At 71.0% G+C, this 23,050-nt stretch carries 20 protein-coding genes and 2 pseudogenes; 12 read left to right on the top strand and 10 right to left on the bottom strand.

Annotation, left to right across the window (positions count from 1 at the left end; translation table 11 throughout):
* Nucleotides 1-155: 155 nt before the first annotated feature.
* The 5 genes from ACFV57_RS01180 to ACFV57_RS01160 all read right to left on the bottom strand — a co-directional run bounded on the left by ACFV57_RS01180 (nt 156) and on the right by ACFV57_RS01160 (nt 5,620).
* Nucleotides 156-1,045, bottom strand: a protein-coding gene (locus ACFV57_RS01180; protein ID WP_385224636.1) for an IS5 family transposase whose coding sequence is annotated in 2 segments (ribosomal slippage) — nt 156-692 and nt 695-1,045 — 888 coding nt in all. Because the reading frame shifts where the segments join, the coding sequence is not laid out codon by codon here.
* Nucleotides 1,046-1,240: 195 nt separating this feature from the next.
* A complete protein-coding gene (locus ACFV57_RS01175) occupies nt 1,241-1,570 on the bottom strand; it encodes a hypothetical protein (protein ID WP_385224347.1) in 330 nt (109 codons plus the stop codon).
* 1,477 nt (nt 1,571-3,047) lie between these two features.
* The gene (locus tag ACFV57_RS01170) at nt 3,048-3,269 is read right to left on the bottom strand and encodes a hypothetical protein (RefSeq protein ID WP_385224345.1); all 222 of its coding nucleotides are present in this window, start codon (nt 3,267-3,269) and stop codon (nt 3,048-3,050) included.
* A 312-nt stretch (nt 3,270-3,581) separates the two neighbouring features.
* Nucleotides 3,582-5,099, bottom strand: a complete 1,518-nt coding sequence (locus ACFV57_RS01165; RefSeq protein ID WP_385224343.1) for a GMC family oxidoreductase — start codon at nt 5,097-5,099, stop codon at nt 3,582-3,584.
* 152 nt (nt 5,100-5,251) lie between these two features.
* Nucleotides 5,252-5,620, bottom strand: coding sequence for a hypothetical protein (locus ACFV57_RS01160; RefSeq protein WP_385224341.1), 369 nt, complete (start codon nt 5,618-5,620; stop codon nt 5,252-5,254).
* A 48-nt stretch (nt 5,621-5,668) separates the two neighbouring features.
* Here ACFV57_RS01160 and ACFV57_RS01155 point away from each other — a divergent pair, with 48 nt between their 5' ends.
* The 3 genes from ACFV57_RS01155 (at nt 5,669) to proP (ending at nt 9,479) form a co-directional block, all read left to right on the top strand.
* A complete protein-coding gene (locus ACFV57_RS01155) occupies nt 5,669-6,037 on the top strand; it encodes a DUF6461 domain-containing protein (protein ID WP_385224339.1) in 369 nt (122 codons plus the stop codon).
* A gap of 1,090 nt (nt 6,038-7,127) precedes the next feature.
* Nucleotides 7,128-7,625, top strand: coding sequence for a G/U mismatch-specific DNA glycosylase (gene mug, locus ACFV57_RS01150; RefSeq protein ID WP_385224337.1), 498 nt, complete (start codon nt 7,128-7,130; stop codon nt 7,623-7,625).
* A gap of 321 nt (nt 7,626-7,946) precedes the next feature.
* The gene (proP, locus tag ACFV57_RS01145) at nt 7,947-9,479 is read left to right on the top strand and encodes a glycine betaine/L-proline transporter ProP (protein WP_385224634.1); all 1,533 of its coding nucleotides are present in this window, start codon (nt 7,947-7,949) and stop codon (nt 9,477-9,479) included.
* 188 nt (nt 9,480-9,667) lie between these two features.
* Here proP and ACFV57_RS01140 read toward each other — a convergent pair whose 3' ends face one another.
* A complete protein-coding gene (locus tag ACFV57_RS01140) occupies nt 9,668-10,120 on the bottom strand; it encodes a hypothetical protein (RefSeq protein WP_385224335.1) in 453 nt (150 codons plus the stop codon).
* 206 nt (nt 10,121-10,326) lie between these two features.
* Between ACFV57_RS01140 and ACFV57_RS01135 the strand changes: the two genes are divergently transcribed.
* The 4 genes from ACFV57_RS01135 (at nt 10,327) to ACFV57_RS01120 (ending at nt 14,617) form a co-directional block, all read left to right on the top strand.
* Complete coding sequence (locus ACFV57_RS01135; protein WP_385224333.1) at nt 10,327-11,484, top strand: ROK family transcriptional regulator; 1,158 nt, start codon at nt 10,327-10,329, stop codon at nt 11,482-11,484.
* A 263-nt stretch (nt 11,485-11,747) separates the two neighbouring features.
* Nucleotides 11,748-12,998, top strand: coding sequence for a sensor histidine kinase (locus tag ACFV57_RS01130; protein ID WP_385224632.1), 1,251 nt, complete (start codon nt 11,748-11,750; stop codon nt 12,996-12,998).
* Complete coding sequence (locus ACFV57_RS01125) at nt 12,983-13,630, top strand: LuxR C-terminal-related transcriptional regulator (RefSeq protein WP_385224331.1); 648 nt, start codon at nt 12,983-12,985, stop codon at nt 13,628-13,630. Before ACFV57_RS01130 ends, ACFV57_RS01125 begins: the two co-directional genes overlap by 16 nt.
* 123 nt (nt 13,631-13,753) lie before the next feature.
* Complete coding sequence (locus ACFV57_RS01120) at nt 13,754-14,617, top strand: alpha/beta fold hydrolase (protein ID WP_385224329.1); 864 nt, start codon at nt 13,754-13,756, stop codon at nt 14,615-14,617.
* A gap of 15 nt (nt 14,618-14,632) precedes the next feature.
* Here ACFV57_RS01120 and ACFV57_RS01115 read toward each other — a convergent pair whose 3' ends face one another.
* The gene (locus tag ACFV57_RS01115; protein WP_385224327.1) at nt 14,633-15,001 is read right to left on the bottom strand and encodes a VOC family protein; all 369 of its coding nucleotides are present in this window, start codon (nt 14,999-15,001) and stop codon (nt 14,633-14,635) included.
* Between the two features lie 146 nt (nt 15,002-15,147).
* Nucleotides 15,148-15,716: pseudogene (locus tag ACFV57_RS01110) on the bottom strand (TetR/AcrR family transcriptional regulator).
* Here ACFV57_RS01110 and ACFV57_RS01105 point away from each other — a divergent pair.
* Nucleotides 15,692-16,627, top strand: a complete 936-nt coding sequence (locus ACFV57_RS01105) for an NADP-dependent oxidoreductase (protein ID WP_385224325.1) — start codon at nt 15,692-15,694, stop codon at nt 16,625-16,627. The pseudogene ACFV57_RS01110 and the gene ACFV57_RS01105 overlap by 25 nt on opposite strands.
* A 47-nt stretch (nt 16,628-16,674) precedes the next feature.
* Nucleotides 16,675-17,077 (top strand): annotated as a pseudogene (locus ACFV57_RS01100) (SDR family NAD(P)-dependent oxidoreductase); the annotation flags it as partial.
* A 21-nt stretch (nt 17,078-17,098) separates the two neighbouring features.
* Here the strand turns inward: ACFV57_RS01100 and ACFV57_RS01095 are convergent.
* Nucleotides 17,099-17,854 carry a GntR family transcriptional regulator gene (locus ACFV57_RS01095; RefSeq protein WP_385224630.1) on the bottom strand — a complete coding sequence of 252 codons (756 nt, stop codon included), beginning with the start codon at nt 17,852-17,854 and terminating at the stop codon, nt 17,099-17,101.
* A gap of 485 nt (nt 17,855-18,339) precedes the next feature.
* Between ACFV57_RS01095 and ACFV57_RS01090 the strand changes: the two genes are divergently transcribed.
* Entirely contained in the window at nt 18,340-18,957 is a 618-nt protein-coding gene (locus ACFV57_RS01090) for a class I SAM-dependent methyltransferase (RefSeq protein WP_385224628.1), read from the top strand.
* Nucleotides 18,958-19,065: 108 nt separating this feature from the next.
* Here the strand turns inward: ACFV57_RS01090 and ACFV57_RS01085 are convergent, their stop codons facing one another.
* Nucleotides 19,066-19,974 (bottom strand): RNA polymerase sigma-70 factor, encoded by a 909-nt coding sequence (locus ACFV57_RS01085; protein ID WP_385224626.1) that lies wholly within the window; start codon nt 19,972-19,974, stop codon nt 19,066-19,068.
* Between the two features lie 319 nt (nt 19,975-20,293).
* Here ACFV57_RS01085 and ACFV57_RS01080 point away from each other — a divergent pair, with 319 nt between their 5' ends.
* Together ACFV57_RS01080 and ACFV57_RS01075 are read left to right on the top strand one after the other, a co-directional pair.
* Nucleotides 20,294-21,124, top strand: a complete 831-nt coding sequence (locus ACFV57_RS01080) for an alpha/beta fold hydrolase (RefSeq protein ID WP_385224323.1) — start codon at nt 20,294-20,296, stop codon at nt 21,122-21,124.
* 147 nt (nt 21,125-21,271) lie between these two features.
* On the top strand, nt 21,272-22,924 hold the full coding sequence (locus ACFV57_RS01075; RefSeq protein WP_385224321.1) for an alkaline phosphatase D family protein: 1,653 nt from the start codon (nt 21,272-21,274) through the stop codon (nt 22,922-22,924).
* The last annotated feature ends 126 nt before the right edge of the window (nt 22,925-23,050 follow it).

Genomic DNA, 23,050 nt, shown 5'->3' with positions numbered 1-23,050 from the left:
CGCGACGCGCGGCAGATCAGCACTCGGGAGGTCTCACAGGGTGTACAACGGCACGTCCTTGCCTAGACGACTTGACTCAGCAGCACGGTAATGGCGCACAGCGGCGCTGCTCCACTGGATTTCGAGCGCCTCACTGCCAGGTTCTGCCCGGCGGATCATGGGCGGAGCCAGAGCCAGAGCCGGATCGCGGCGACGGTGACGGTGCCGTGGAAAACGTAGGCCCTCTTGTCGAACCTCGTGGCCACGGCCCGGAAGTTCTTGAGCGCGTTGATCGTTCGCTCGACTTCGTTTCTGCGCTTGTACGAGGCCCGGTCGAAGGCGGGTGGGCGGCCGCCTGCCGAGCCTCGGGCGAGGCGGTGGCGGATCTGGTCCGTCTTCTCCAGGATGCTGTGCGGGATCTGGCGTCGTCGCAGGTAGGAGCGGATACGGCGGCAGCTGTATGCCTTGTCCGCGCTGAGGGCATCGGGGCGGGTGCGGGGGTGTCCGCCGCCCTGGCGGGGAACCCGGATCTCCTCGACGACGGCTTCGAAGACGGTGCCGTCGTGGGTCTGTCCCGGGGTGACGAGCAGGCCGAGCGGGCGCCGTTCGCCTTCGCTGGCGAGGTGGATTTTGGTGGTCAGCCCGCCGCGCGAGCGGCCAAGTCCCTCATCGCTGGAGTGCCGCGCGGGTGGGGCCCCTTTTTTGCCCCGTTCGTCGGGGCGGTCTTGCGGGCGCCAGATGCATGCTGATGGGCCCGGCAGATGGTGGAGTCGACGCTGATCTGACTCCAGTCCACGCGGTCTTCGGCATCCGCGTCAGCCTGAACAGCGGTCAGTATCTTCTCCCAGGTACCGTCCGCCGACCATCGCCGGTGACGCTCGTATATGGTCTTCCATTTTCCGAAACGTGCAGGTAGATCGCGCCAGGGCACCCCTGCCCGCTCCCGGAAGTAGATCCCGTTGATCACCTTGCAGTGATCCTTCCACCGGCCGCCCCGACACCCATAAGCCGGCAGATGCGGCTCTAGCCGGGCCCACTCGTCCTTGCTCAGATCACCACGCCCCATGCCCGGCTTGACGATCAAGGAACCGTCATCGTTCCAAGATCCACCGGACAGGCCCTAGTTGTGACGGTGAGGCGGATGGCGTAGAGGGAGCGCTCCGGTCCTGGGGGCAAAAGAGCTGCTGCTGATTCTGCGGGCCAGCTCCAGCCCTGAGGGCTCGTTCCTCGGCCTCTCGCCGGACGGCGGCGACCGAGGAGGCTAAGTGTCGCGCTCGTCGGCGGGTCGTGCGGTGAGGTACTGGCTGTCTGCGGCGCGTACGCGGCGCTGTTCCCGGTCGCGGCGCAGGTACTGGATCGTTGCGTGCGCGCAGCCGAGGCCAATGCCGATGAAGGCCACGACCATTGCGACCTCCAAGGCTGAATCCACTTCCGGCCAGCTGCCGTCCGCAGCGGGGTGCGTCGTGGTGCGCATCGCGGCGGACACCATCCACGCCGTCGCCATGACAACACTTGGCCCGCTCCACCACAGCGCGACCGTCAGCGGGCGGCGCATCCGCCTCTCGGTGGCCAGCCCCATCTCCTCGCGCATGGCCCGCACCTGGGACTCACTACGGCGAGCGGCGACCAACTTGGCCACCGCTGAGGCGCCGGCCGCCACCGTAAGCACGAGAGCCAGGACAGCGAGAGCAAGGGGCGCAACAGGCAGCTGCAGCAGGAGGGTTGAGATTACGGCGAATGCCGTCACGCCTAGGACCGCGGACAGCGCCTCCCATCTCGGGGCCCACAGCTGGTCGGCTCCACGACGCCAGACGCGCAAACAGCGCAACCCGGCCCCGGCGACCACGAGCCAGCTGGCCGCGCATACGACGAATACCCCCACCAGGTCCTCCTCAGCACCGGCCTGATTCAACGACGTTCTGCCGCAGGTCCGCCCGGCGCGCCTCTTGGCTGCCCTCGTCCCAACGGGCAGCGGTGACGCGGAGGCTAGCCCATGATGAGTCTTCCGATCACCTAACCGAGGAGAAATTCTGTGGCGGACGCATGGAGTGCGCTTGCTGGCCTGTGCGCGGTGGTCGGGTCCATGCATCTTGCCCTCCCGGCATCATCCGCTGGAGCTCCTCCCCTGTCACGGGGCCTTCCTCGGTGCCGGATCCGTCGGGCACACACTGACTACCGCCGAGCGGCGGTCTGGTCCCAGAACCGATTGAGCCACTCCTCACGGCTGGGAGTGCACTCCCCGACGAACGCGGTGGCCCATTCGGGGTTTTGCTCCGCTCAGTGGGCCTGGATTCGAAGAGCTTCCTCGCTAAGCCGCAGTGGGACAGTTGGGCCCCAGCCTTCTTCCCGTGTCTGGCGTTCGGCCGACGCGTTTTGGTTTCCACTCGCCCCCCTGACCCACGGGCCGCTGGGGGCCGATGCTCTGGACCTGCCTGCCCGACCCTGGACTAGTGTCGGCCTGTTGCTCGCTGTAGCGGCGTGCGCCTTCGGCCGCAACGAACCGGTCGGCGGCGGGAGGTGAGACAAAGGACTGGCCGTCGCGCACCTCAAGCGCGACACAGAGAGCCTCGCTCACCCCGCGCGGCGTAGCCTCATAGCGGCAACATCCGTGTACGGACCAGCCTCTTCGATGCCACGGTCGAGCGCAAAGATCTCCGCGGCGAGGCTGCAGGCTTCCGTAAAAGGGCCCTGCTCCCGGGATCTGCCGTGGGCGGACAGACGCAACATCGTATCCTGTGACGAGTCTCTGCGGGCTGCCGTTGCAAACGGCACGGCCGACTGGTGTGGCGGGACCACTGCGGCCTCCGGCCCCGCAGAGGGCATGAAGTCGCCGACCGTCAATCGGTGGACCGGCAGTTCTGTAGCGGCGCTGAGGATGTTGCTGCCCGGGTGGCGCGCGATGACGAGGTGCCCGTTGGGCGTCTTGGGTTGCGGCGCGCAGCGGCTCCCACACAGCCGTGTCACGTAGGCACATCGCCGTGGATGGCCAGGACACAGTCTGGGGCGAAGCCCGTCGGCCAGTGCACAGTCTGCACGGACGAGAGGAAGGTGTGGTCGACGAGGCCGAGTTACGCGAGGAGGTCTGCCGTGTCGTCTCGCAGCGGCTCGGCCTCGACGACTGTCAGGGCCTTGCCGGTGGCGACTGCGATTTTCACACTCGCCGCAATGAGCGTCTCGAGCCCTCCCAGGCCAGAGTCGTAGACAACCAGCCCTCCTCGACTCTCCACGAGCACATCGACACTGTCGCTGCTCCTGGGGTGCTCCAGCAGGGTGGCATCCAGCATCTGCATCTTCGATCCGAACTGCTGTCGTGCCTGTGAGCCAAGGCCTGGTGTGCGCAGGCTAGGCATCCGGGGACGCCGAATCCGCAGGGGAACCGCTGCCTTCCCCGTGGCGGGAATGGAACACGTGCGCCGATCCCCCAGCTCGTCCCGCTGTACTGGGATGCGCCCTGCCCCGTTGCCCACACCCCTCAACTCCTCTGATTCCTAAGGCTTTAGAGGGCTGCACCACTGGAGTGGCGGCTCGTTGCCGGTGGCTGGCTCCTATCGAGGCGCCTCCGCGGGCCTGCTTCGCCGTTGGCCAGTGGGCCGCCCGAGCCGTTATCGGCTTGGGCGGATCAGGTCCGCCGCCTTCTCCGCGATCATGACCGTCGCGGCATGTGTATTGACCGAGACGATCGTCGGCATCACCGAGGCGTCCGCCACCCGCAGGCCCTGCAGGCCGCGCACGGTCAGATCCGGCGCCACCACCGCGTCGGCGCCGGTTCCCATCGCGCACGTGCCCACGGCGTGGAAGTACGGTCCGGTGGCGGCCGCCAGGTACCCGCGCAGCTCCGCCTCGCCGGTGACCTCGCCCCCGGGCAGCACCTCGCGCGAGCGCCACCGGTTGAACGGACCTGCCGACGCGACCTCCCGTGCCATCGCGATGCCCTGCAGCATGCGCCGGACGTCCGACTCCTGTCCGAGGTAGGCCGGGTCGATCAGCGGCATGGTGTGCGGATTGGCGTCGGCCAGGCGCACCGAGCCCCGGCTGTCCGGCACGGTGGCCACCGCGATGGTGAATCCGTTGGGCGGTGCCGGCATCGTCGGCGGGTGGTAGGGCACGTGGATGAACAGTAGTTGCATGTCCGGGCCTTGTGCGCGGGGGTCGCTGCGCCACAGCAGGGACGTCTCGGCGAGGCTGGTGTGCCCTGGGGGCAGGGGGCGGCTCGCCTCGTAGACGACGGGGCACAGCGGGTGGTCGTGCAGATTGCGGCCGACGCCCGGCAGGTCGTGGCGCACCGGGATGCCCGCCTGGCGCAGTTCGTCCGCGGGACCGATGCCGGAGAGCAGGAGCAGCCGGGGGGAGTCGATGGCCCCGCAGCTGACGATGACGTCGGCTGCGGCGTGGGCGGTGTGCCGCTGGCCGTGCTGCCAAAACTCCAGGCCGGTGCACCGGCTGCCGTCGAGGAGCAGGCGCAGCGCGCGGGACCGGGTCGAGACGGTGAGGTGGGGCCGGTGGGCCCGGACCGGATGCAGGTAGGCGGCCGCCGTGCTCTGCCGCCTGCCCTCGACGATGTTCAGGTCGTGCCAGCCGGCGCCCTCCTGGTCGCGGCCGTTGAAGTCGGCTGTGAGCGGGTGTCCGGCCGCTGCCGCGGCGTCGACGAAGACATGGGAGAGCGGATGGCTGTTTTCCTGCGCGGGCGCCGGGCGCAGCGGCCCGCTGTCGCCGCGGAACTTCGGGTCCTTGCCGTGCACGGTCTCCATCCGCTGGAAGTAGGGTATGACCTCCTCGAACCCCCATCCCGTGCATCCCTTCGCCGCCCACCGGTCGAAGTCGGCACGGTGTCCCCGGAGATGGATGAGGCCGTTGATGGCGCCCGATCCGCCCAGGGTCCGGCCCCGCGGGAACGGCCGCCTCTGGTGGCTGCCGCCCGCCTGGGGGACCGTGGTGTAGCCGTAGTCGACCTCCGTACCCTGCAGCAGGGGCCAGGCCGTGGGCGTTGCGAGCTCCGCCTTCATGTCCTCGCCTCCCCCTTCGATCAGCAGCACACTCTGCCCGCTCTCGGAGAGCCTGGCCGCCAGCACGCACCCAGCTGATCCGCCGCCCACCACGATGTAGTCGAACTCACCCGACATCTTTGCCTCTTTCTCGGAGCTGTCCACGGACGGCTCACAGGAGCCACAGGAGCGCTGCATAACCTCAACGCCACTGTGCAGTGTGGCAGTTGACATCCTCCGGCCGGTGGCTGGGGAGCTGTCCACCGGGGTGGCTGCTGGGAGAAGGCTTCTCAGGTGACGGTTGGGTGCTGGCCGGAGATCTGGCGGAGCAGGGTGGCCAGCGTGTCTGGAGTGAGCCCGTGATCTGTGCGGGCGGCGGCCGGGCCCAGGCGGTCCCCGGCCACGGCGATGATCAAACGCCGTAGCGCCGCGAGGTGGTCCGAGGCCAGCTGCAGCGCGATCGCCCCCTTTATCTTCTTCGCGGTCCTGCAAGAGGGCCGACTGGCGCAGCCTTGCGCTGTTAAGTAGCGATCGACGTACGAGAGAACCTGGAGACGCTGGAGTAGGCCCGCACCAAGCCGCACGTCCTTGCCGACGCCGGCGTGGCGCGGATTAAGCGGGTCTACATCGAGCAGACCGGCGACCTGCCCATATTCCAATAGGCGGCCAAGTGGGGCGAGTTCAGCAACCTCAGCCCGTCGCGGCGCGTGAAGCTGACGATCTTGAACGAGCAGCCGGCCGAGCTATCGCTTTCATCGGCAGCTGCGACATCCCGGGGCGCAGAAGCAGTAGTCACATTCGCTAGCTCCACAGCCCCTTCCCTCTTCACTCACGTGAGAGACGGTGTCACCGTCGCAGAATTCGAGATCGAGGACGCCAACGAGGAAGCCATCAAGGGTGAAGAGCCGGAGTCCCTAGTGGCCGCTATGAAGGACGTAGGTCTTCTGCTCCCCCCAGGGCGGCTCGGCCGAGCTCGAGGGCACCGGGCATCGCACTCTGGAACTCGCGGAGAAAGTGTTCGGGTTCCACATCCCTCGCGTCGGCCCTGCGCACTCCCTGCCGACTGCGAGCCCTAATCCCACAGCCAGGGATGAGGGCCGGTACGGATTCGCTAAAGTGACATGGGCTTGAGCGGCAGCCTCGGCCCACGGCACAAGGGAGGAAGGAGATGGGAAGCCTTGACGAAGACTGTGTGTGCCGAATTTGCGGCTTCGTCGACGGTCCCTTCCGGATGCGCGGTCTCGCCCTCAACAGCGTCTGCGGTTGCTGTGGTTCGGAGTCCGGAATCGAGGACACGATGCTGGAAGGCGTACGAAGTGTTCGCGGATACTGGGTGTGCCGCAGTTCTGAGTGTTCAGGCCGAGCGACAAGCCGCAGGACTGGGATCTGCTGACGCAGCTTGAGAACGTCCCTCCGGAGTGGCGCTGACGCCTGATGCCCTGACCTCGATCCTTTACTGGAGCGAGGGCTGCGATGGACCGGCGGTTCAGGTACGCGGTGCGCACGTCGTTGGTCCTGTCGGCCGGGATGGCGGGTCGGCGCCCGCCCTTGTTGCCCTTGGCCTCGACGGCCCGCAGCCCGTACATCAGTTCCCGCTGCACATCCCGCTGGAGTTCGCCGGCGGCGAGGGCCTGCACCATGAACGGTGAACAGCAGCTCGCTGGTCCGTGGGGCGGGCGGTGAGGTCCATCAAGGAGAGCGGGGGACCTCGGGAGCTGGAAGGCCGCGGCGAGGCGTACTGGGCCACTGGAATTTCTCGGCGCTGTGGCACCGGGGCCGACTCGCTCAGGCCGGCGGGAGCTTGCGCCCCGGCCGCCAAGCAGCACCTGCTCGACGAGCACATCGTCACGATCATGCAGCACCGCCAGTTGCTCTGTCACGTCGCTCAGAACTGTCCAGCAGCACTCGGGGCGGCGCGATCACCCAGCACGGTAGCGAGGCCGGGTAGTCGGAGGCCATTGCTGACCTCCGACCCCTGTGACGCCTCGGTCACGTTTCCTGCCTCCAGCTCGATCAGGCTGGAAACTGGGAAACCAATGGGAAAACGATCATGCAAATCCCTGCACCGTACTACACGACGATGCAGCGAACAGCTCGAACACGCGCGCTGCGTTGCAGGTCAGAAGATCGGCACCGCTCTGACCTGCCGTACCCAGCTAGAGGGCCTTGTTCTGTGGCATCAATCCCGGGCTGATGTCGGCCGCCTCCGGTCACCACTTCGCCCGGCCCGGCAACCGCTTCTGGCCCGTCCTGCACGCGTCGGGGTTCACCCCGCGGATCCTTCGGCCCGCCGAGCAGGACGAGCTGCTCGCGTACGGCCTCGGCATCACCAACGTCGTCGAGCGGGCCAGTGCCAGGGCCGACGAGCTGAGCGCCGAGGAGTTCCGCGAGGGCGGGCGGCGGCTGGTCGAGAAGGTGACACGGCTGCGGCCGAAGTGGCTCGCCGTGGCGGGGGTGACGGCCTATCGGGTGGCTTTCGACGACAAGCACGCGCGGGTCGGGCCGCAGGACCGCACGATCGGCGACACCCGGATCTGGGCGCTGCCCAATCCCAGCGGTCTCAACGCGCACTGGCCGCCGGCCGCCCTGGCGGAGGAGTACGGGCGGCTGCGCGCGGCGGCTTTCGCCGAGGGAGCCGAGGAAGCTGCCCCGCGGGACGTGTGAGTCGCGCGTTACGGGTAAGGCGTGCGTTGTGTGTAGGGCACACGGGGTGGTGGGGCCGTGCGGAGCGGTTGGGCCGTTCGGAAGCGTTGCGCCGTATGGATACGGCCAGTGAGCCGAAATGCCGCCAAGCGTTCCGTTGGCCCCATTCGTGTCGCTCCTATGCTGGTTATGCCGATTTCGACCTTTGCGTTGATACTCGGAGTTACCTATATGCCGCTCAGCCCCTAGCGACAGGACGAGATGACTACCGGTCAGCCTCAGCCGCCGCGCGTCCGGCGGAACAAGCGGTCGGACGGAGGAAGAAACTCCGACACCGACCGGCTGCTGCGCACATTGCTGCGCCGACGCAAAAACCAGCTCAGTGTCGAGGAAGTCACCGTCACTCCCGGACCGCAGGTACGCCGTGCGGTCACGGCGGCCGCCCTCGGCAACATGATGGAGTGGTTCGACTTCGGGGTCTACGCCTATCTGGCGGCCACGATGGGCAAGGTCTTCTTCCCGTCCAGCTCCCCCGGCGCCCAGCTCGTCTCCACCTTCGCCACCTTCGCCGCGGCCTTTCTCGTGCGGCCGCTCGGCGGTCTGGTCTTCGGACCGCTCGGCGACCGCATCGGACGGCAGCGGGTGCTGGCCGCCACCATGATCATGATGGCGATCAGCACCTTCGCGGTCGGCTTCCTGCCCGGCTACGACTCCATCGGCTTCGCGGCACCTCTGCTGCTGCTCGCGTGCCGGCTGGTGCAGGGCTTCTCGACCGGTGGCGAGTACGCCGGCGCCACGACCTACATCGCCGAGTACGCCCCGGACAAGCGCCGCGGCTTCCTCGGCAGCTGGCTCGACTTCGGCACCTTCGTCGGCTACGCCCTCGGCTCGGGCCTGGTGACCGTGCTCACCGCCGTACTGGGCACGGACGGCCTGGAGAGCTGGGGATGGCGCATCCCCTTCATGGTCGCCGGACCGCTCGGCCTCATCGGCCTCTACATGCGGATGAAGCTGGAGGAGACCCCGGCCTTCAAGCAGGAGGCGGAAGCCGCGCGGCAGGAGGCCGAGAACGCGAGCTCCGGCGACACGCCCATCGAAGAGGCCCGGCAGTCGGGCAAGGGCCGGCTGAAGGAGATCTTCACCGGGCACTGGGAAGCCGTGCTGATCTGCATGGGGCTGGTGCTGCTGTACAACGTCACCAACTACATGGTGACGTCCTACCTCCCCACGTTCATGACCGAGACGCTCGGCGAGGACGCCACCACCGCGCAGCTGATGGTCCTGGGCACCATGGTCGTCGTCGCGCTGACGATCACGACCGTGGGCCGTACCTCGGACCGGTGGGGCCGCCGGCCGGTGTTCATGGCGTCCAGCATCGCGCTCGTGGCGCTCGCCTATCCGGCGTTCCTGCTGATCCGTCAGGGCGGAATCCTCTTCCCGGCCTTCGGATGCCTCGTGCTGGGCCTGCTGCTGGTGTGTTTCGCGGGCACCTCCGCCTCGACGCTGCCGGCGCTCTTCCCCACGCACCTGCGCTACGGGGCGCTGTCGATCGCGTTCAACATCTCCGTGTCGCTGTTCGGCGGTACGACTCCGCTGGTCGCGTCCGCGCTGGTGGAGTCCACCGGCAGCCATATGATTCCCGCGTACTACCTGATGGTGGCGGGCGTCATCGGCTTCATCGCCGCCTTCTTCCTGCACGAGACGGCGGGCAAGCCGCTGCGCGGCTCCGGGCCGATGGTCGAGACCCCGGAACAGGCCCGCGAGCTGGTGGCCCACAGCCGGACCGAGGCGGGCCGCCAGGCCCGGGACATCTGGATCCGCCTGCGCCACCCGTGGGCGCACTCCCGCGACCGGCAGGGCGACCAGGACAAGTAGAGCGAGCAGTCCGAGCAGGACCGGCACACCGCACCCGGAGGCGGGTCCGCGCACGGACACAGGGACGGCCGCGCCGGTACGGTCCGCGCGCGGCCCCCGCACCCCACGGGCCCGGGACGGGTGGCGTCGGCGGTGCAGCCGGTCCCCACCGGGCCGACGGCACCGGCGCCGCCACCCGTTTTGCTTGGTCAGCGCGCCGTGTCCACCCGGCCGACCGCCGCCAGCAGCTGGAACACCGGCATCTCGGGCCCGCCCTCCCCCAGGCCGACCGCGATCCAGCGCCCCTCGGCACGCCAGGCGTGCACGCACGGCACCCGGCCGCACAGGACGTCGAGCGGCGGCCGGACCGGCATCCCCATGGCCACCCGCTCCAGGTGGTCCGCCAGGTCGAGCACCTCCGGCTCGCCCCAGCGTAAGCAGAGAGCCGATATGAGTCCCTCCAGCTCGGCCCGGTACTCCTGCGCGGTCTCCTTGATGTCCGCGGGGTCGGCGTCCCAGAGCTGCTCGTCGCCGCGCAGCTGGGCGACGTGGAACCCGGGGCCGCTCTCGACCATGGCGGAGCGGACCGGCTGGTCGGGGAAGTCGCGGCCGCGGAGGAGGTCGATGGCGGTCAGATGCTGCGCCGTGCTCACGTTCGTCATGCCGTCAGTAAACAGCCGGGGTCTGACAATTGGCCTCGCGTCAGGCCGCCGGCGGCCGTACCCGGGCCCGTGCGTACGGTGGGAGCGGCGCCCGCCCGCGGTCCCCGTACGGCTTCCCGGCCGTCCCCCGAACACCGCCCGGGACTCGCCGCACACCAGTTGACCGGCTACGATCCGCCACAAACGCAATGCGAGGGAGACGGACGTTGGGGCGGCTAACCGGCGGGGACCCCTCCCTGCTGCGACGGATCAACTCCGCGGTGGTGCTGCACGCGCTGCGCGCCGCCGACTCCCCGACGCTGACCCACCTCGTGGAGGTGACCGGCCTGTCCCGGCCCACGGTCGAGGGCGTGGTCGAGGGCCTGATCGAGACCGGCCTGGTGGTGGAGGTCCCCGCCGACGAGGGCATGGCCCGGCGCCAGGGCCGGCCCGCCCGCCGCTTCCGTTTCCGTACGGAGGCCGGGCACCTGCTGGGCATCGAGATCGGTCCGCACCGGGTGGCGGCGCTGCTTTCGGACCTCGGCGGGCGGGTGCTCGGCTCCGCGCAGCGCGCGGTCGAGGAGTCGGCGGCCGCGGACGAACGGCTGGAGAAGGTGCGGGCCGCGGTGGCCGAGCTGCTGCGGCGGGCGGGCGTGGCCCGCAGTTCGCTGCGGGCGGTCGGGGTGGGCAGCCCCGGCATCGTGGAGGCGGACGGCACCGTACGGCTGGGCACGGCGCTCCCGGGCTGGACCGGGCTGCCGCTCGGCGACCGGCTGCGTCGCTCGTTCCGGTGTCCCGTCCTGGTCGAGAACGACGCGAACACCGCCGCCGTGGCCGAGCACTGGAAGGGCGCGGCCGCCGCCTCGGACGACATCGTCTTCGTCCTCGCGGGCCTGAGCCCGGGGGCCGGCGCGCTCATCGGGGGGCGGCTGCACCGCGGCTTCGGCGGGGCCGCCGGGGAGATCGGCGCGCTGCACCTGCTGGGGCGCGAGGCCACACCGGAGAAGCTGCTGTCCACGACCGGGCAGCCGCTGCACCCGTTGGACGAGGCCCAGGTGGCGCGGGTTTTCGCCCTCGCGCGCGACGGTGACACGCGGGCCCGGGACGCGATGGACCGTTTCATCCGGCGGCTGGTGCACGACGTCGCGGCCCTGGTGCTCGCCCTCGACCCGGAACTGGTGATCGTCGGCGGCTGGGCCGCGGGCCTGGACGACGTACTGGAGCCGCTCCGCACCGAGCTGGCCCGCTACTGTCTGCGCCCGCCCCAGGTGGCGCTGTCCGTGCTCGGCGAAGCGGCGGTGGCCACGGGCGCCCTGCGGCTCGCGCTGGACCACGTCGAGGGCGAACTGTTCGCCGTGGAGGGAACGGTCACAGCACGGCGCTGAGAGGCGGACCTCGTACGGCCCGGCACCATCGGCCCGAAACCGTCGCCCCCGGCCGGCCCGGCCCGGTGTGGGCCTGGACGCACGGGTGGGTGGGGCCAGACCCACTCCGGCGCCGATCCGGGCGGTGCGGGGCTCCGTACGGTGCAGAGTTGGACCACCGGGCCGTACCGGCCGGTCCCGCCGGCCCGGCCGTACCGGTCCACCGCGGGAACCGCGGACGCCGCGGACGGGGCGACGAAGCAGAAGGAAGGATCGTGCGACCGATGATGTCGTGGGTGACCAGTGCCTGCGTAGGGTTCGCGAGGGCGTGTGCGGTGGTGGTCGTCGTCATGCTGGTGCCGGCGGTGTGGGCCGCCGCCGTGGCACTGGGGATCTGGTGGGGAGCGGCAAACCCCTGGTCGTGGGTGGCGCCGTTGGTCCTGGTGTGTGTGGGCACGCTCGCCCTGTCGCGTCCGGTCTGCCGGATGGTGCGCTTCCTCGTCGCGAAGTGGACGGCCACCGAGATTCCCGCCGGGTACCGGCAGGCGCCACCCGTGGTGCGCATGTCCACCGGGTACTGGTGGAACGGCTTCTCCTACGAGCGCACCCGCCGGGACGCCCTCCTGGACCAGCGCCGGCGGACCCGGTGGAGCGACCCGGCCAACTGGCGGGACCTGCGTTTCACCGCGATCGCACCGGTCACCGCGGGCCTGGCCTCGGCCGTCCCGCCGGCCGCGGTCACGGCGGCGGTCCTCGGATTCGGCCGGCCGGAACTCCACATGCGCCTGGCCGGGGTGCTCGGCGCCGTCGTGGCGATCGCCACCGCCCCGTATGCCTGGCGGTCCGTCCGACCGGTGGCGGTCCGGTTCCTGCGCCCGTCGACCGCGATGGCACTCGCGGACCGGGTGGACGAGCTGACGGCCCAGCGCGCCGACACGACGGTCGCGCAGGCCGCCGAGATCCGCCGGATCGAACGCGATCTGCACGACGGTGCGCAGGCCCGCCTGGTCGGCCTCGGGCTGTCGCTGGCGACCGCGGAGAAGCTGATGGCGACCGACCCCGAGCAGGCCAGGGCGCTGATGCGGGAGGCGCGGCTGGGCGCCACCGCGTCGCTGGCCGAGCTCCGCGAACTGGTCAGGGGCATCAACCCGCCGGTGCTGAACGAGCGGGGGCTCGTCGACGCCGTCCGGGCCTTCGCCCTGGACAGCCCGCTCGAAGTGACAGTCGACGCCGACGTACGGCTGCGCCTCGACCCGCCGATCGAGTCCGCCGTGTACTTCGGTGTCGCCGAACTCGTGACCAACGCGGTCAAGCACGCCCGTGCGACGCGGGGCCGGATCTCCCTCACCCGGGACGCGGCGGCGCTCGTCGTCGACGTCGAGGACGACGGCCGGGGCGGGGCCTTCGCGCAGGACGGCGGTGGACTCGCGGGGCTGCGCCGCCGCCTCGCGGTCTTCGACGGCACCCTGGAGATCACCAGCCCGGACGGCGGTCCGACGCGGGTGAGGATGATGGTGCCATGCGAATCGTTGTAGCCGAAGACCTCTACCTGCTGCGGGACGGCATGGTCCGCCTCATCGAGGCGTGCGGGCACCAGGTGGTGGCGACGGCGGCCACCGGGCCCGAAACGCTCGAAGCGCTGCTGGCGTGGCGGCCGGACGTCGCCGTCGTGGACGTCCGGATGCCGCCGGCCCAGTCGGACGAGGGCCTGCGTGCGGCGCTGGCCGCCCGCCGCGAAGTGCCCGGACTGCCGGTCCTGGTCCTGTCCCAGCACGTCGAGCAGCTGTACGCCCGCGAGCTTCTGTCCGACGGCGGCGGTGGCGTCGGCTACTTCCTCAAGGAGAGCGTGTTCGACGCCGACCAGTTCATCGAGGCGCTGGAACGCGTCGCCGGCGGCGGGACCGCCATGGACCCGGCCGTGATCGCCAAGTTGCTGTCCAGCGGGTCGTCCAACCGGCTGCTCTCCGGGCTCACCGAGCGTGAGCACTCGGTGCTGGGCCTGATGGCCGAAGGGCTGTCCAACCAGGCCATCGGCCGACGGCTCTTCCTCAGTGAGAGCGCCATCAGCAAATACACCACCTCCATGTTCGGGAAGCTCGGCATCACCGATGACGACGACACCAACCGTCGCGTCCTCGCCGTCCTCGCCTATCTGAACAACCCCTGACGCGGCGTCGGTCGCGCGGGCGTTGTCAGACCCCCCGGCTAGTGTTCTGACCAGTTGCCCCGGAGCCTGGCCGAGCAGGCGTTCGGGGACGGTCAGTTGCCGTGCCGAACCGGGGAGAGCGCGATGAACGAGCAACAGGAAAGCCCCACGGATCCCCCTGCCGGGACTCCCACCGAGTCCCCCGCAGAACCCCTCGCCGAGACCTTCACGTATCCGTCATCCGCGGGATACGCGCGGGTCAACGGTCTGGATCTGTACTACGAGATCCACGGCACGGGACAGCCCCTGGTCCTGCTGCACGGCGGGCTGCACACCATCGACCTGTCCTTCGGCGGCATACTGCCCGCGCTCGCCACGACGCGCCAGATCGTGGCCGTCGAGCTGCAAGGGCACGGCCACACCGGCGACATCGACCGGGCCCCGACGCTCTCCCACCTGGCCGACGACGTGGTGGCCCTGCTGGACCACCTCGGGATCGACCGGGCGGACTTCTTCGGGATCAGCCTCGGCGGCCTGACCGCCCTCCAACTGGCGCTCACCCGGCCCGCGCGGGTGAACCGGCTGGTGCTCGCCTCCACCCACTACCGCCCCGACGGCTATCACGCGGAGATCCTCGCCCCCGACGCCCGGCCGGGCTCCGCGCGGATGCCCACCGAAGGCGACTTCCAGGAGATGTACGAGGCGTATGTGAAAGTCGCCCCCGATCCAAGTCGCTTCGAGACGTTCGCCGAGAAGCTGCAGCCGACGGTGCACTCCTTCGAGGGCTGGCCCGCCGAGTCCCTGGCCGGGCTGGAAGCCCCGGTCCTCCTGCTGGTCGGGGACACCGACTTCGTCCGGCTGGAACACGCCGTCGAGATGCACGAGCTGATTCCCGGCTCACGGCTCGGCGTACTCCCGGCGACGACCCACAGCAACCTGCCGAGACGCGCCGACCTCGTCGTACCGATGGTGCGGGCGTTCCTGACGACACCGGCGGAGGCCGGGTGAAAGGAGGGCCGGTGATCAGCCCCGACCGGTGTCGATGACACAGAAGCGGTTGCCCTCGGGGTCGGCCAGTACGACGAAGTCGGCGTCGTCCGGGTAGAGGTCCCACTCGACCCGGCGGGCGCCCAGGGCCACCAGCCGCTCGACCTCGGCGGCCTGGTCGACCGCGTCCTCGGCGTACAGGTCCAGGTGGACCCGCGGTCGCTCCTGGACGGGCGTCGCGCTCCGGCCGATGGACACCTGCGCCCCGGTGCCCTCCGCGGGCCGCAGCACCACCCAGTCGTCTTCCATCTCCTCGCGCGGTACGTATCCCAGGGCGTGCATCCAGAAGGCAGCCGCACGCGGCACGTCCGAAGCACCCAGCACAATCGATCCGACCCTCACCATGGGCCGATTCTCGCTCGGCGGCGCTCCGGCCGCCACGACGGGGTGCCCTGCGACGCGCCCCGCATCACGGCCGGTGCCGCGGTCGGTGCCGCAGTCGGCGTCGCGGCCGGTGCCGGTGGGAGCGGGTCTGTGCCGAGGGCATGCCGTCAGCACAAGGCGCCGGCCGCTCGCACTTCGGTGAGTGTCCGCCGCGCGAGTTCGGCGAAGTCGTCGCGGTCGGCGGCGTCCCGCCAGCGCTCGTAGGCGATTCTCAGGCGAGCGCGCCCAATTCGGCGGCTACGCGTGAGGTCAGGTCGGGAACACCGCGGCGCTTGAGCGCGTCGGCCATCGACGCGATGAGGCCGAGTTCCTTCAGTGCCTCACGTTCGCGCAGTTCAGGGTTGGCGGCGATCACTGCCGACCGCCGGGCGCTGAATTCCCGTCGATCGGAGGTGAAGGCTTTCCTGCCGATCGCGTCCAGGGCATGTGCCACCGCTTCGAGGGGGCCGGCCCCGGCCGTTGCCGTGTCGAACGCGTCGACGAGCAATTCGGACATCGCGCCCCCGCCGAAGAGCACCTCTCGCTTGTCCGGGAAGTGCCGGAAGAAGGTGCTCTTGGTCAGTCCCGCGCGCTCTGTGATCTCGACGACCGTCGTGTTGTCGTAGCCCCGCTCCTCGAACAGTTCAAGGGCGGCGATGAGCAGTCGCTCGGGTGCGTGCGGTTGCCAACGGGCCATGCGGACATCTTGCGGGACCTGGTGCCGTCACTCCGGAACCCCATGCAGGGCCGGGCGAGGTCCGGGTCCGTGTCACGGCCGCCGGTCTGAATCCCATGGACTGGGGCATCGCCTCGCAGCCCGAGGCCGCCGCCCGGTTCGGCACCGACGTGCCGGCCGGCTTCGGGTTCGACTTCGCCGGGATCGTGGACGAAGTCGGCGCCCGCGCCACGGGGTTCGCTGTGGGTGACCGTGTCCACGGCGGCGCGCTGGGCAGGGCCGCCACCGATTTCGTGGTGGTCAAGACCCCCACCGGCACGACCGAGCCGCTCTGGCACACGCCGGAGGGCATCAGCGACGAGGTGGCGGCCACGCTGCCCGTAGCCGGAATGACCGCCGCCGCCGCATTGGCCGCGATCGACGTGCGTTCCGGCGACACCGTCCTGGTCGGCGGCGCCGCGGGCGGCGTTAGCGTCTTCGCCGTACAGCTGGCGGAGCTCGCCGGTGCCAGAGTGATCGGGACCGCCGCCCAGGGCACGTTCGAGTACCTGCGCCAGCTCGGCGCCGAGCCTGTGACCTACGGCCCCGGACTGGCGGACCGGGTACGAGCCCTGGCTCCGGAGGGCGTGAGCGCGGCGACCGACCTGTTCGGCATCGAAACGGCCGAGACCGCGCTCGCGCTCGGTGTGCCGCCCGAGCGGATCTCCACGATCGCCGCAGGACCCCAACCTCCCGGCGGCGTCCACGCGACCGGCGGATTCGACGCGAGCCCGGACGCCAGGGAGCGGATCGGCGACGCGGTCCTCGCAGGCGCGATCACGGTACCGATCGCCGCCACCTTCCCGATCGAGCAGATCCGCGAAGCCGTGACACTGCAAGCCGGGCGTCACGTCCACGGCAAAGTCGTGATCACGCTGCGGCCAGGTCACTGACGCCGCGCCACGCATGACCTGCGTGGCGCGAGTGCCAGAAAGCCGTCATCACAGGAGGCAGCAGCGGCTTGGGCCTCGCCACCGCCCGGTCACTCGCGGACGAAGGCGCGCGCGTCCTGATCACCGGGCGCGACCAGGGCAAGCTGAATGCCGCCCGTGAGCAACTCGGCGAGAACGCGATCGCCGTCCGCAGTGACACGGCATCACTGCCGCAGATCCATGCGCTGGCGGACCGGGTGAAGACCGAGTTCGGCACGGTCGGCGCCCTGTTCGCCAATGCCGGTGCCACCGGCTCCGCACCGTTCGAGGCGACGCGTGAGGAGTTGTACGACCAGCTGCTGACCACCAACGCCAAGGGGCCGTACTTCACCGTGCAGAAGCTCGCCCCGGGGCGGCGGAGTGGTGCTCGCGACCTCGGCCGTCAACGTACTGGGCCTGCGGATGCTCAGCCCTGGCCGCGGGCCCCACCGCCTAGCTTGCGAGGACCGTGACGCCCGCGTCGGCCTCGTTGTCGCCGAAGGTGAGCCGGCAGGTGTCGGCGCGGTACGTGGACAGTGCCACGGCCGCGGTACGGCCGCCCGCGAAGTAGCGGGTGGTGACGACCAGGACCGGGGCGCCGGGCAGCCGGTCCAGTTCCCTGGCGTCGTCGGCGCGGGCCGAGCCGAGCTCGACCGCGCGGTCCTGGCCTTCCAGTTCGAGCTGCTGAAGCTCGCCGAGCACGCTGCGGGCGCGGGCCGGCGCGTCCACCGCTGCGCCGGCGGCGGCGTCCGGTACGCACCGCGCGGGCACGTACAGCTGCTCGGCGGCGACCGGCTGGCCGTGCGTGACCCGGCTGCGGTGCACGACGTGCACCTGCTCGCCGGGCACCAGCTCCAGCAGGCGTGCCACGGCCGCGGGCACGTCCTGGGACTCGACGGCGTCGACGGGCCGCCAGTCGTCGCCGGGCGCGCCCGGCCACGTGTGGCGCGCCGGGTCGACGGCCACGCCCACGCGGGGCGGCGCGACGGTCGTGCCCACACCGCGGCGGCGCTGCAGGCGGCCTTCCAGTTCCAGCTGCTCCAGTGCCTGCCGCAGCGTGGCACGGGCGACACCGAACCGGGCCGCCAGCTCCCGTTCGTTGGGCAGGATCTCCCCGACCGAGAACTCCGAGTCGAGCGCCTCGCTGAGCACGGTCTTGAGGTGCCAGTACTTCGGCTCCGGCGCCGTTTCGAGCTGCGTGGTCCCCACCCTGTCCTCCGCCATGGCCGTCTCCCCGGAGGGGGTGGTCCCCACCGGGATACGGGCCCGTCAGGGGGCCCGCACGTGCGCCCGGATATGAGCGCTTCTTTATTAAAGGTTGTTGCAGTATCCCTGTGACGATATGGCCGCCCCCACCCTTGGTCAAGACCAATCACCCGATCCGTTCCCGGCCCGCGGCCAGGGCCTGTGGGGAGTATCGATCGCGAAGGCGTCGCGCAGGGGCCGTACAGGTGGCGGCTCGTAGGATTACCGCGGCATTCGGTCATGATCACTAAGGGGGGCTCCTCGTGCTGAGCGGAGTCGGAAAAGGACAGGGACAGGACGGCGAAGGACAGGGCGGAACCGGCGGAGGGCGGGGGCGCCGGCAGGGGGCGTACGGCATCGATGCCCCGTACGCGCTGTTCGGCCTCGGCTGCGGAGCCGTGGGGTCTGCGGTGGCCGGGATCGCCACGCTTTCGGGGCCGGGGCCGGGAGTGGCCTGGTTGCCGTTTCTGTGCGCGTTGGTGATGGGTGTCGCCTTCGTGCTGTATGCGCACTCCACGCGGCGCGGCAAGTTCGCCGTGTGGGAAGAGTTGCTGGACGAGCTGGAGCTGCGGGGCGACGAGCGGCTCCTGGACCTCGGGTGCGGGCGGGGCGCCGTGCTGCTGGCCGGCGCCCGGCGGGTGCCGGAGGGGCGGGCCGTGGGCGTGGACCTGTGGAGGAGCGCCGACCAGACGGGCAACGCCCGGAGCACCACGTCGCGCAACGCGCAGGCCGAGGGTGTCCAGGACCGGGTGGAACTGCACACCGGTGACCTTCGGGAGCTGCCCTTCGGCGACGGCGGGTTCGATGTCGTGCTCTCCAGCCTGGCCGTGCACAACATCAAGGACGAAGAAGGACGGCGCCGGGCCGTGGCCGAGGCGGTGCGCGTACTGCGTCCCGGAGGACGGCTGGTGATCGCCGACATCGGCCGTTCCGTGTCTCTTTACGGAGGCGTCCTCGGAGCGTCGCCGGTCAGCGGGGTCGGTGTCCGCGAGCTGGGCTGGCGCATGTGGTGGGGCGGGCCGTGGATGCGGACCCGCATGGTCACCGCGACCCGGGCGGCCGACTGACCGGCTCGACCGGCCGGCCGCGCCCTGCGGGCCGGTCCGAGGGGCCGTCGAGCCCCTCGGATCGTCAGCCCACGGCCCTCGCCCCGGTTCTTCAGCCCCTCCCGCCCCTCAGCCCCCGACAGAGAGCGACGCCAGCTTGTCCGGATTGCGGATGACGTAGACGGTCTGGATGCGGCCGTCCACGACGTCGAGCTGGAAGACCGAATCCGGCTTGCCCGCGGACAGCAGCACCACCGCGACACCGCCGTTGAGCTCCAGGAAGACGAACTCCGGCATCGGGACACCACTCCGGGTCGCGCCGATCACGAAGCGGCCGACCTTGTCGGCGGTCTCGATGATCCGCAGCGGCGCCTTGGCCTTGCCGCCGCTGTCGCCGACCAGGCGTACGTCCTCGGCCAGCAGATTCAGCAGACCTTGCAGATCCTCGCCCGCGGCCGCCGCGAGGAAGCGCTCGGTCAGGTCGCGCTGCTGGGCCGGGTCGACCTCGAAGCGCGGGCGGCGCTCCTCGACGTGGCGGCGGGCGCGGCCCGCGAGTTGGCGCACCGCGGCCTCGCCGCGCTCCAGGACCGTGGCGATCTCCGCGTACGGGTACCCGAACGCCTCGCGCAGCACGAACACCGCGCGCTCCAGCGGCGACAGGGACTCCATGACGACCAGGACGGCGAGGGTGACGGACTCGGCGAGGACGGCGCGCTCGGCGGTGTCGGCGGCGGCGCCGGTGGTGGCGCCCAAGGTGGCGCCGAATTCGGTGGCCAGCGGCTCGGGCAGCCATGGGCCCACGTACGCCTCCCGGCGCGCCTGGACCTGCCGCAGCCGGTCGATGGCCAGCCGGGTCGTGACGCGCACCAGGTAGGCGCGCGGCTCGCGGACCTGCTCCCGGTCGGCGGACGACCAGCGCAGCCACGCCTCCTGCACCACGTCCTCGGCGTCGGCCACCCGGCCGAGCATCCGGTAGGCGACGCCGAGCAGCACGGGGCGGTGTTCCTGGAAAACATCGGTTGCCGAGTCGGTCTGCACGCCTTCGTCCACCCCTTCGTCCACGCCTTCATCCCAGCGGGCCGACCGGGCGTTGTCCAGCGGAAACGGGCGGAAAGTGCCGCACGGAGGCGTGGTGTGCGGCACAGCGGGCAGACCGGGGCGCGCCACCGGGCACCGGTCGGGGCGCGGACAGGGCCACTCCGTCCAAGCTCCGCGAACCGCTGCCTACCCCTCGGTAGCCATCGCTGACATGGTGTTCCTGCGCGCCGCCCCGCGTACCCGCACTCCCCCGCCACCGTCTCCGCCACCTCCACCGACCGGACACCCAGCAGGACATCCGCCACGTTACGGAGCCCTCATGACCGCATCGCTCTCCTTCGCCCACGTCACACCGCCCGGCGGGCCCGAATGCACCGTCGCCTACCAGCGCAAGGGCTCGGGCCCGCCGATCGTCCTCCTGCACGGCATCGGGCACCACCTCCAGGCCTGGGAACCGGTCTGCGACATCCTCGCCGCCTCCCACGAGGTGATCGCCCTCGACCTGCCCGGCTTCGGCGCCTCCCCGGCGCTGCCGCCCGGGATGGCCTACGACCTCGGCTCGGTCTCCTCGCTGCTGGCCGTCACGTTCACCGCCCTGGGCCTCGACCGGCCGCACATCGCCGGGAACTCCCTCGGCGGGCTGCTGGCCCTGGAGTTGGGCCGCGTCAAGCGCGTCCGGTCGGTGACCGCCCTGTCCCCCGGCGGTTTCTGGACGCAGGCGGAGCGGCGGTACGCCTTCGGGGTCCTGCGCGGTATGCGGGCCGGCGCGAAGCTGCTGCCGCGGCCCGCGGTGGGGCTGCTGGCGCGTTCGGCGGCCGGGCGGGCCTCCCTGACGAGCACCATTTACGCGCATCCCGGGCGCCGTTCGGCGGCGGCGGTGGTGGCCGAGACCGAGGCGTTGCGCGCCGCGGCCGGTTTCGCACCCAGCCTGGCGGCGGGCCGCGCCGTACTGTTCACCGATGACGTACCGGACATTCCCGTGACCGTCGCCTGGGGCGACCGGGACCGGCTGCTGCTGCGCCGGCAGGGCGTACGCGCCAAGTACGCGATACCCGGCGCCCGCCTCGTCCGGCTGCCGGGCTGCGGGCATGTGCCGATGAACGACGATCCGGCGCTGGTCGCCCGGGTCGTCCTCGACACGGCCCGTTAGGCGGCGTCCGGGCCGGGAACCGGCCCGGACCGGGCCACCCCGCCCCGGCCCGCCCCCTGGAGTTCACTCCGCGTTCGGCGGCGGGGCACCGGGCGACGGTACGAACGGGAGCGTCACCAAGATCGGTCGTAACACGGGAGGTTTCACATGGCGCAGGCATCCGGCAGAGGCGTCGACCGGCGGTCGGTGCTGCACGGCGCGGCGCTCGGCACCGCGGCGCTCGCCCTGCCCGGCGTCGCGCACGCCGCGGGAGCGCACGCCGCGGGAGCGAGCGCCCCGGGAGCGGGCACCGCGGCAGCGAACGCCACGGGCACGGCGCCCGCCCAGGCCCGCGCCGGACGGCCGAACGCCCTGTGGGGCGTGCAGACCGGTGACGTGACGACCTCGTCCGGGCTGGTGTGGGCGCGCTCCGACCGGCCGGCCCGGATGCTCGTGCAGACCGCCGCGACCGAGTCGTTCCGCAACGCCCGCACCTGGCACGGCCCGGTCCTCGGCCCCGGTACGGACTTCACCGGCACCACCGCGCTGCACGGCCTGCCGTCCGCCGAGCAGATCCACTACCGGGTGCTGCTCGCCGACCCCCACGACTACCGGCGTACGGGCGAGCCGGTGACCGGCACGTTCCGTACGGCCTCGGACCGGCGCCGGGACGGCGTGCGCTTCACGTGGTCGGGCGACCTCGCCGGGCAGGGCTGGGGCATCAATCCGGAGCTCGGCGGCTACCGGATCTACGAGGAGATGCGCCGCCGCGACCCGGACTTCTTCCTGTGCAGCGGCGACAACATCTACGCCGACAGTCCGATCGAGGCCAGTGTGCGACTGCCCGACGGCCGGATCTGGCGCAATGTGACCACCGAGGAGAAGTCGAAGGTCGCCGAGACACTGGCGGAGTACCGCGGCGCCTTCCGCTACAACCTGCTGGACGCGAACCTGCGCCGCTTCAACGCGCAGGTCCCCACGGTCATCCAGTGGGACGACCACGAGGTGCGCAACAACTGGTACCCGGGCCAGATCCTGGACGACGACCGGTACACCGAGAAGGACGTGGACGTGCTCGCGGCGCGTTCCTTCCGGGCCTTCCGGGAGTACTTCCCGATCCGTACGCTCCGGCCTGGCGGCAGCGGGCGGGTCTACCGGGTGATCAACCACGGGCCGCTGCTGGACGTGTTCGTGCTGGACATGCGCACGTACCGCAACGCCAACTCCCCGAACCGGCAGACCGACGAGCGCCAGGGCATCCTCGGCGCCGAGCAGCTGGCCTGGCTGAAGCGGGCGCTGTCGCGATCCCGCGCGGTGTGGAAGGTGATCGCCTCCGATCTGCCGCTCGGGCTCGTGGTCGCGGACGGCACGGCGAACTTCGAGGCGGTGGCACAGGGCGATCCGGGCGCACCGCTGGGCCGGGAGCTCCAGATCGCGGAGCTGCTGCGGCACATCAAGCACCGGCGCGTCACGGGCACGGTGTGGCTGACCACCGACGTGCACTACACCTCCGCCCAGCACTACGACCCGTCGCGCGCCGCCTTCAAGGACTTCGCGCCGTTCTGGGAGTTCGTCTCGGGCCCGCTGAACGCGGGCGGCTTCCCGGCCGTGCCGCTGGACGGTACGTTCGGGCCCGCGCAGCCCTTCGTGAAGGCGCCGCGGCGGGCGAACGTCTCCCCCGCCGAGAGTCCGCAGTACTTCGGCGAGGTGGACATCGACGGGGACAGCGGCGAACTGACGGTACGGCTGCGGCAGGACAGCGGGCAGGTGCTGTTCAGCCAGTCGTTGCAGCCGGGGCGGGTGGGCCAGCCGGGGCGGTAGGGCTGAAGCGAACCGGATGGGGCCGGTGGGGTGGCTGAAGCCTCCGGAACCACCGCACCCACCGGGCCGACCGGTTCCGCCGCGCCCGCCGGGCCGACCGGGCCCGTCGGTTCGTCTGCACCCGCT

It is taken from the genome of Streptomyces sp. NPDC059788, assembly GCF_042732265.1.
Lineage (GTDB): Bacteria > Actinomycetota > Actinomycetes > Streptomycetales > Streptomycetaceae > Streptomyces.
This window is presented reverse-complemented; position numbering and strand designations above follow the sequence as displayed.

Bases quoted from the DNA above. Each gene is read 5' to 3' on its own strand.
- ACFV57_RS01175 (WP_385224347.1), bottom strand. From the start codon at position 1,570: ATGCGCGAGGAGATGGGGCTGGCCACCGAGAGGCGGATGCGCCGCCCG.
- ACFV57_RS01170 (WP_385224345.1), bottom strand. From the start codon at position 3,269: ATGCAGATGCTGGATGCCACCCTGCTGGAGCACCCCAGGAGCAGCGAC.
- ACFV57_RS01165 (WP_385224343.1), bottom strand. From the start codon at position 5,099: ATGTCGGGTGAGTTCGACTACATCGTGGTGGGCGGCGGATCAGCTGGG.
- ACFV57_RS01140 (WP_385224335.1), bottom strand. From the start codon at position 10,120: ATGACGAACGTGAGCACGGCGCAGCATCTGACCGCCATCGACCTCCTC.
- ACFV57_RS01130 (WP_385224632.1), top strand. From the start codon at position 11,748: ATGATGTCGTGGGTGACCAGTGCCTGCGTAGGGTTCGCGAGGGCGTGT.
- ACFV57_RS01125 (WP_385224331.1), top strand. From the start codon at position 12,983: ATGCGAATCGTTGTAGCCGAAGACCTCTACCTGCTGCGGGACGGCATG.
- ACFV57_RS01120 (WP_385224329.1), top strand. From the start codon at position 13,754: ATGAACGAGCAACAGGAAAGCCCCACGGATCCCCCTGCCGGGACTCCC.
- ACFV57_RS01115 (WP_385224327.1), bottom strand. From the start codon at position 15,001: ATGGTGAGGGTCGGATCGATTGTGCTGGGTGCTTCGGACGTGCCGCGT.
- ACFV57_RS01080 (WP_385224323.1), top strand. From the start codon at position 20,294: ATGACCGCATCGCTCTCCTTCGCCCACGTCACACCGCCCGGCGGGCCC.
- ACFV57_RS01075 (WP_385224321.1), top strand. From the start codon at position 21,272: ATGGCGCAGGCATCCGGCAGAGGCGTCGACCGGCGGTCGGTGCTGCAC.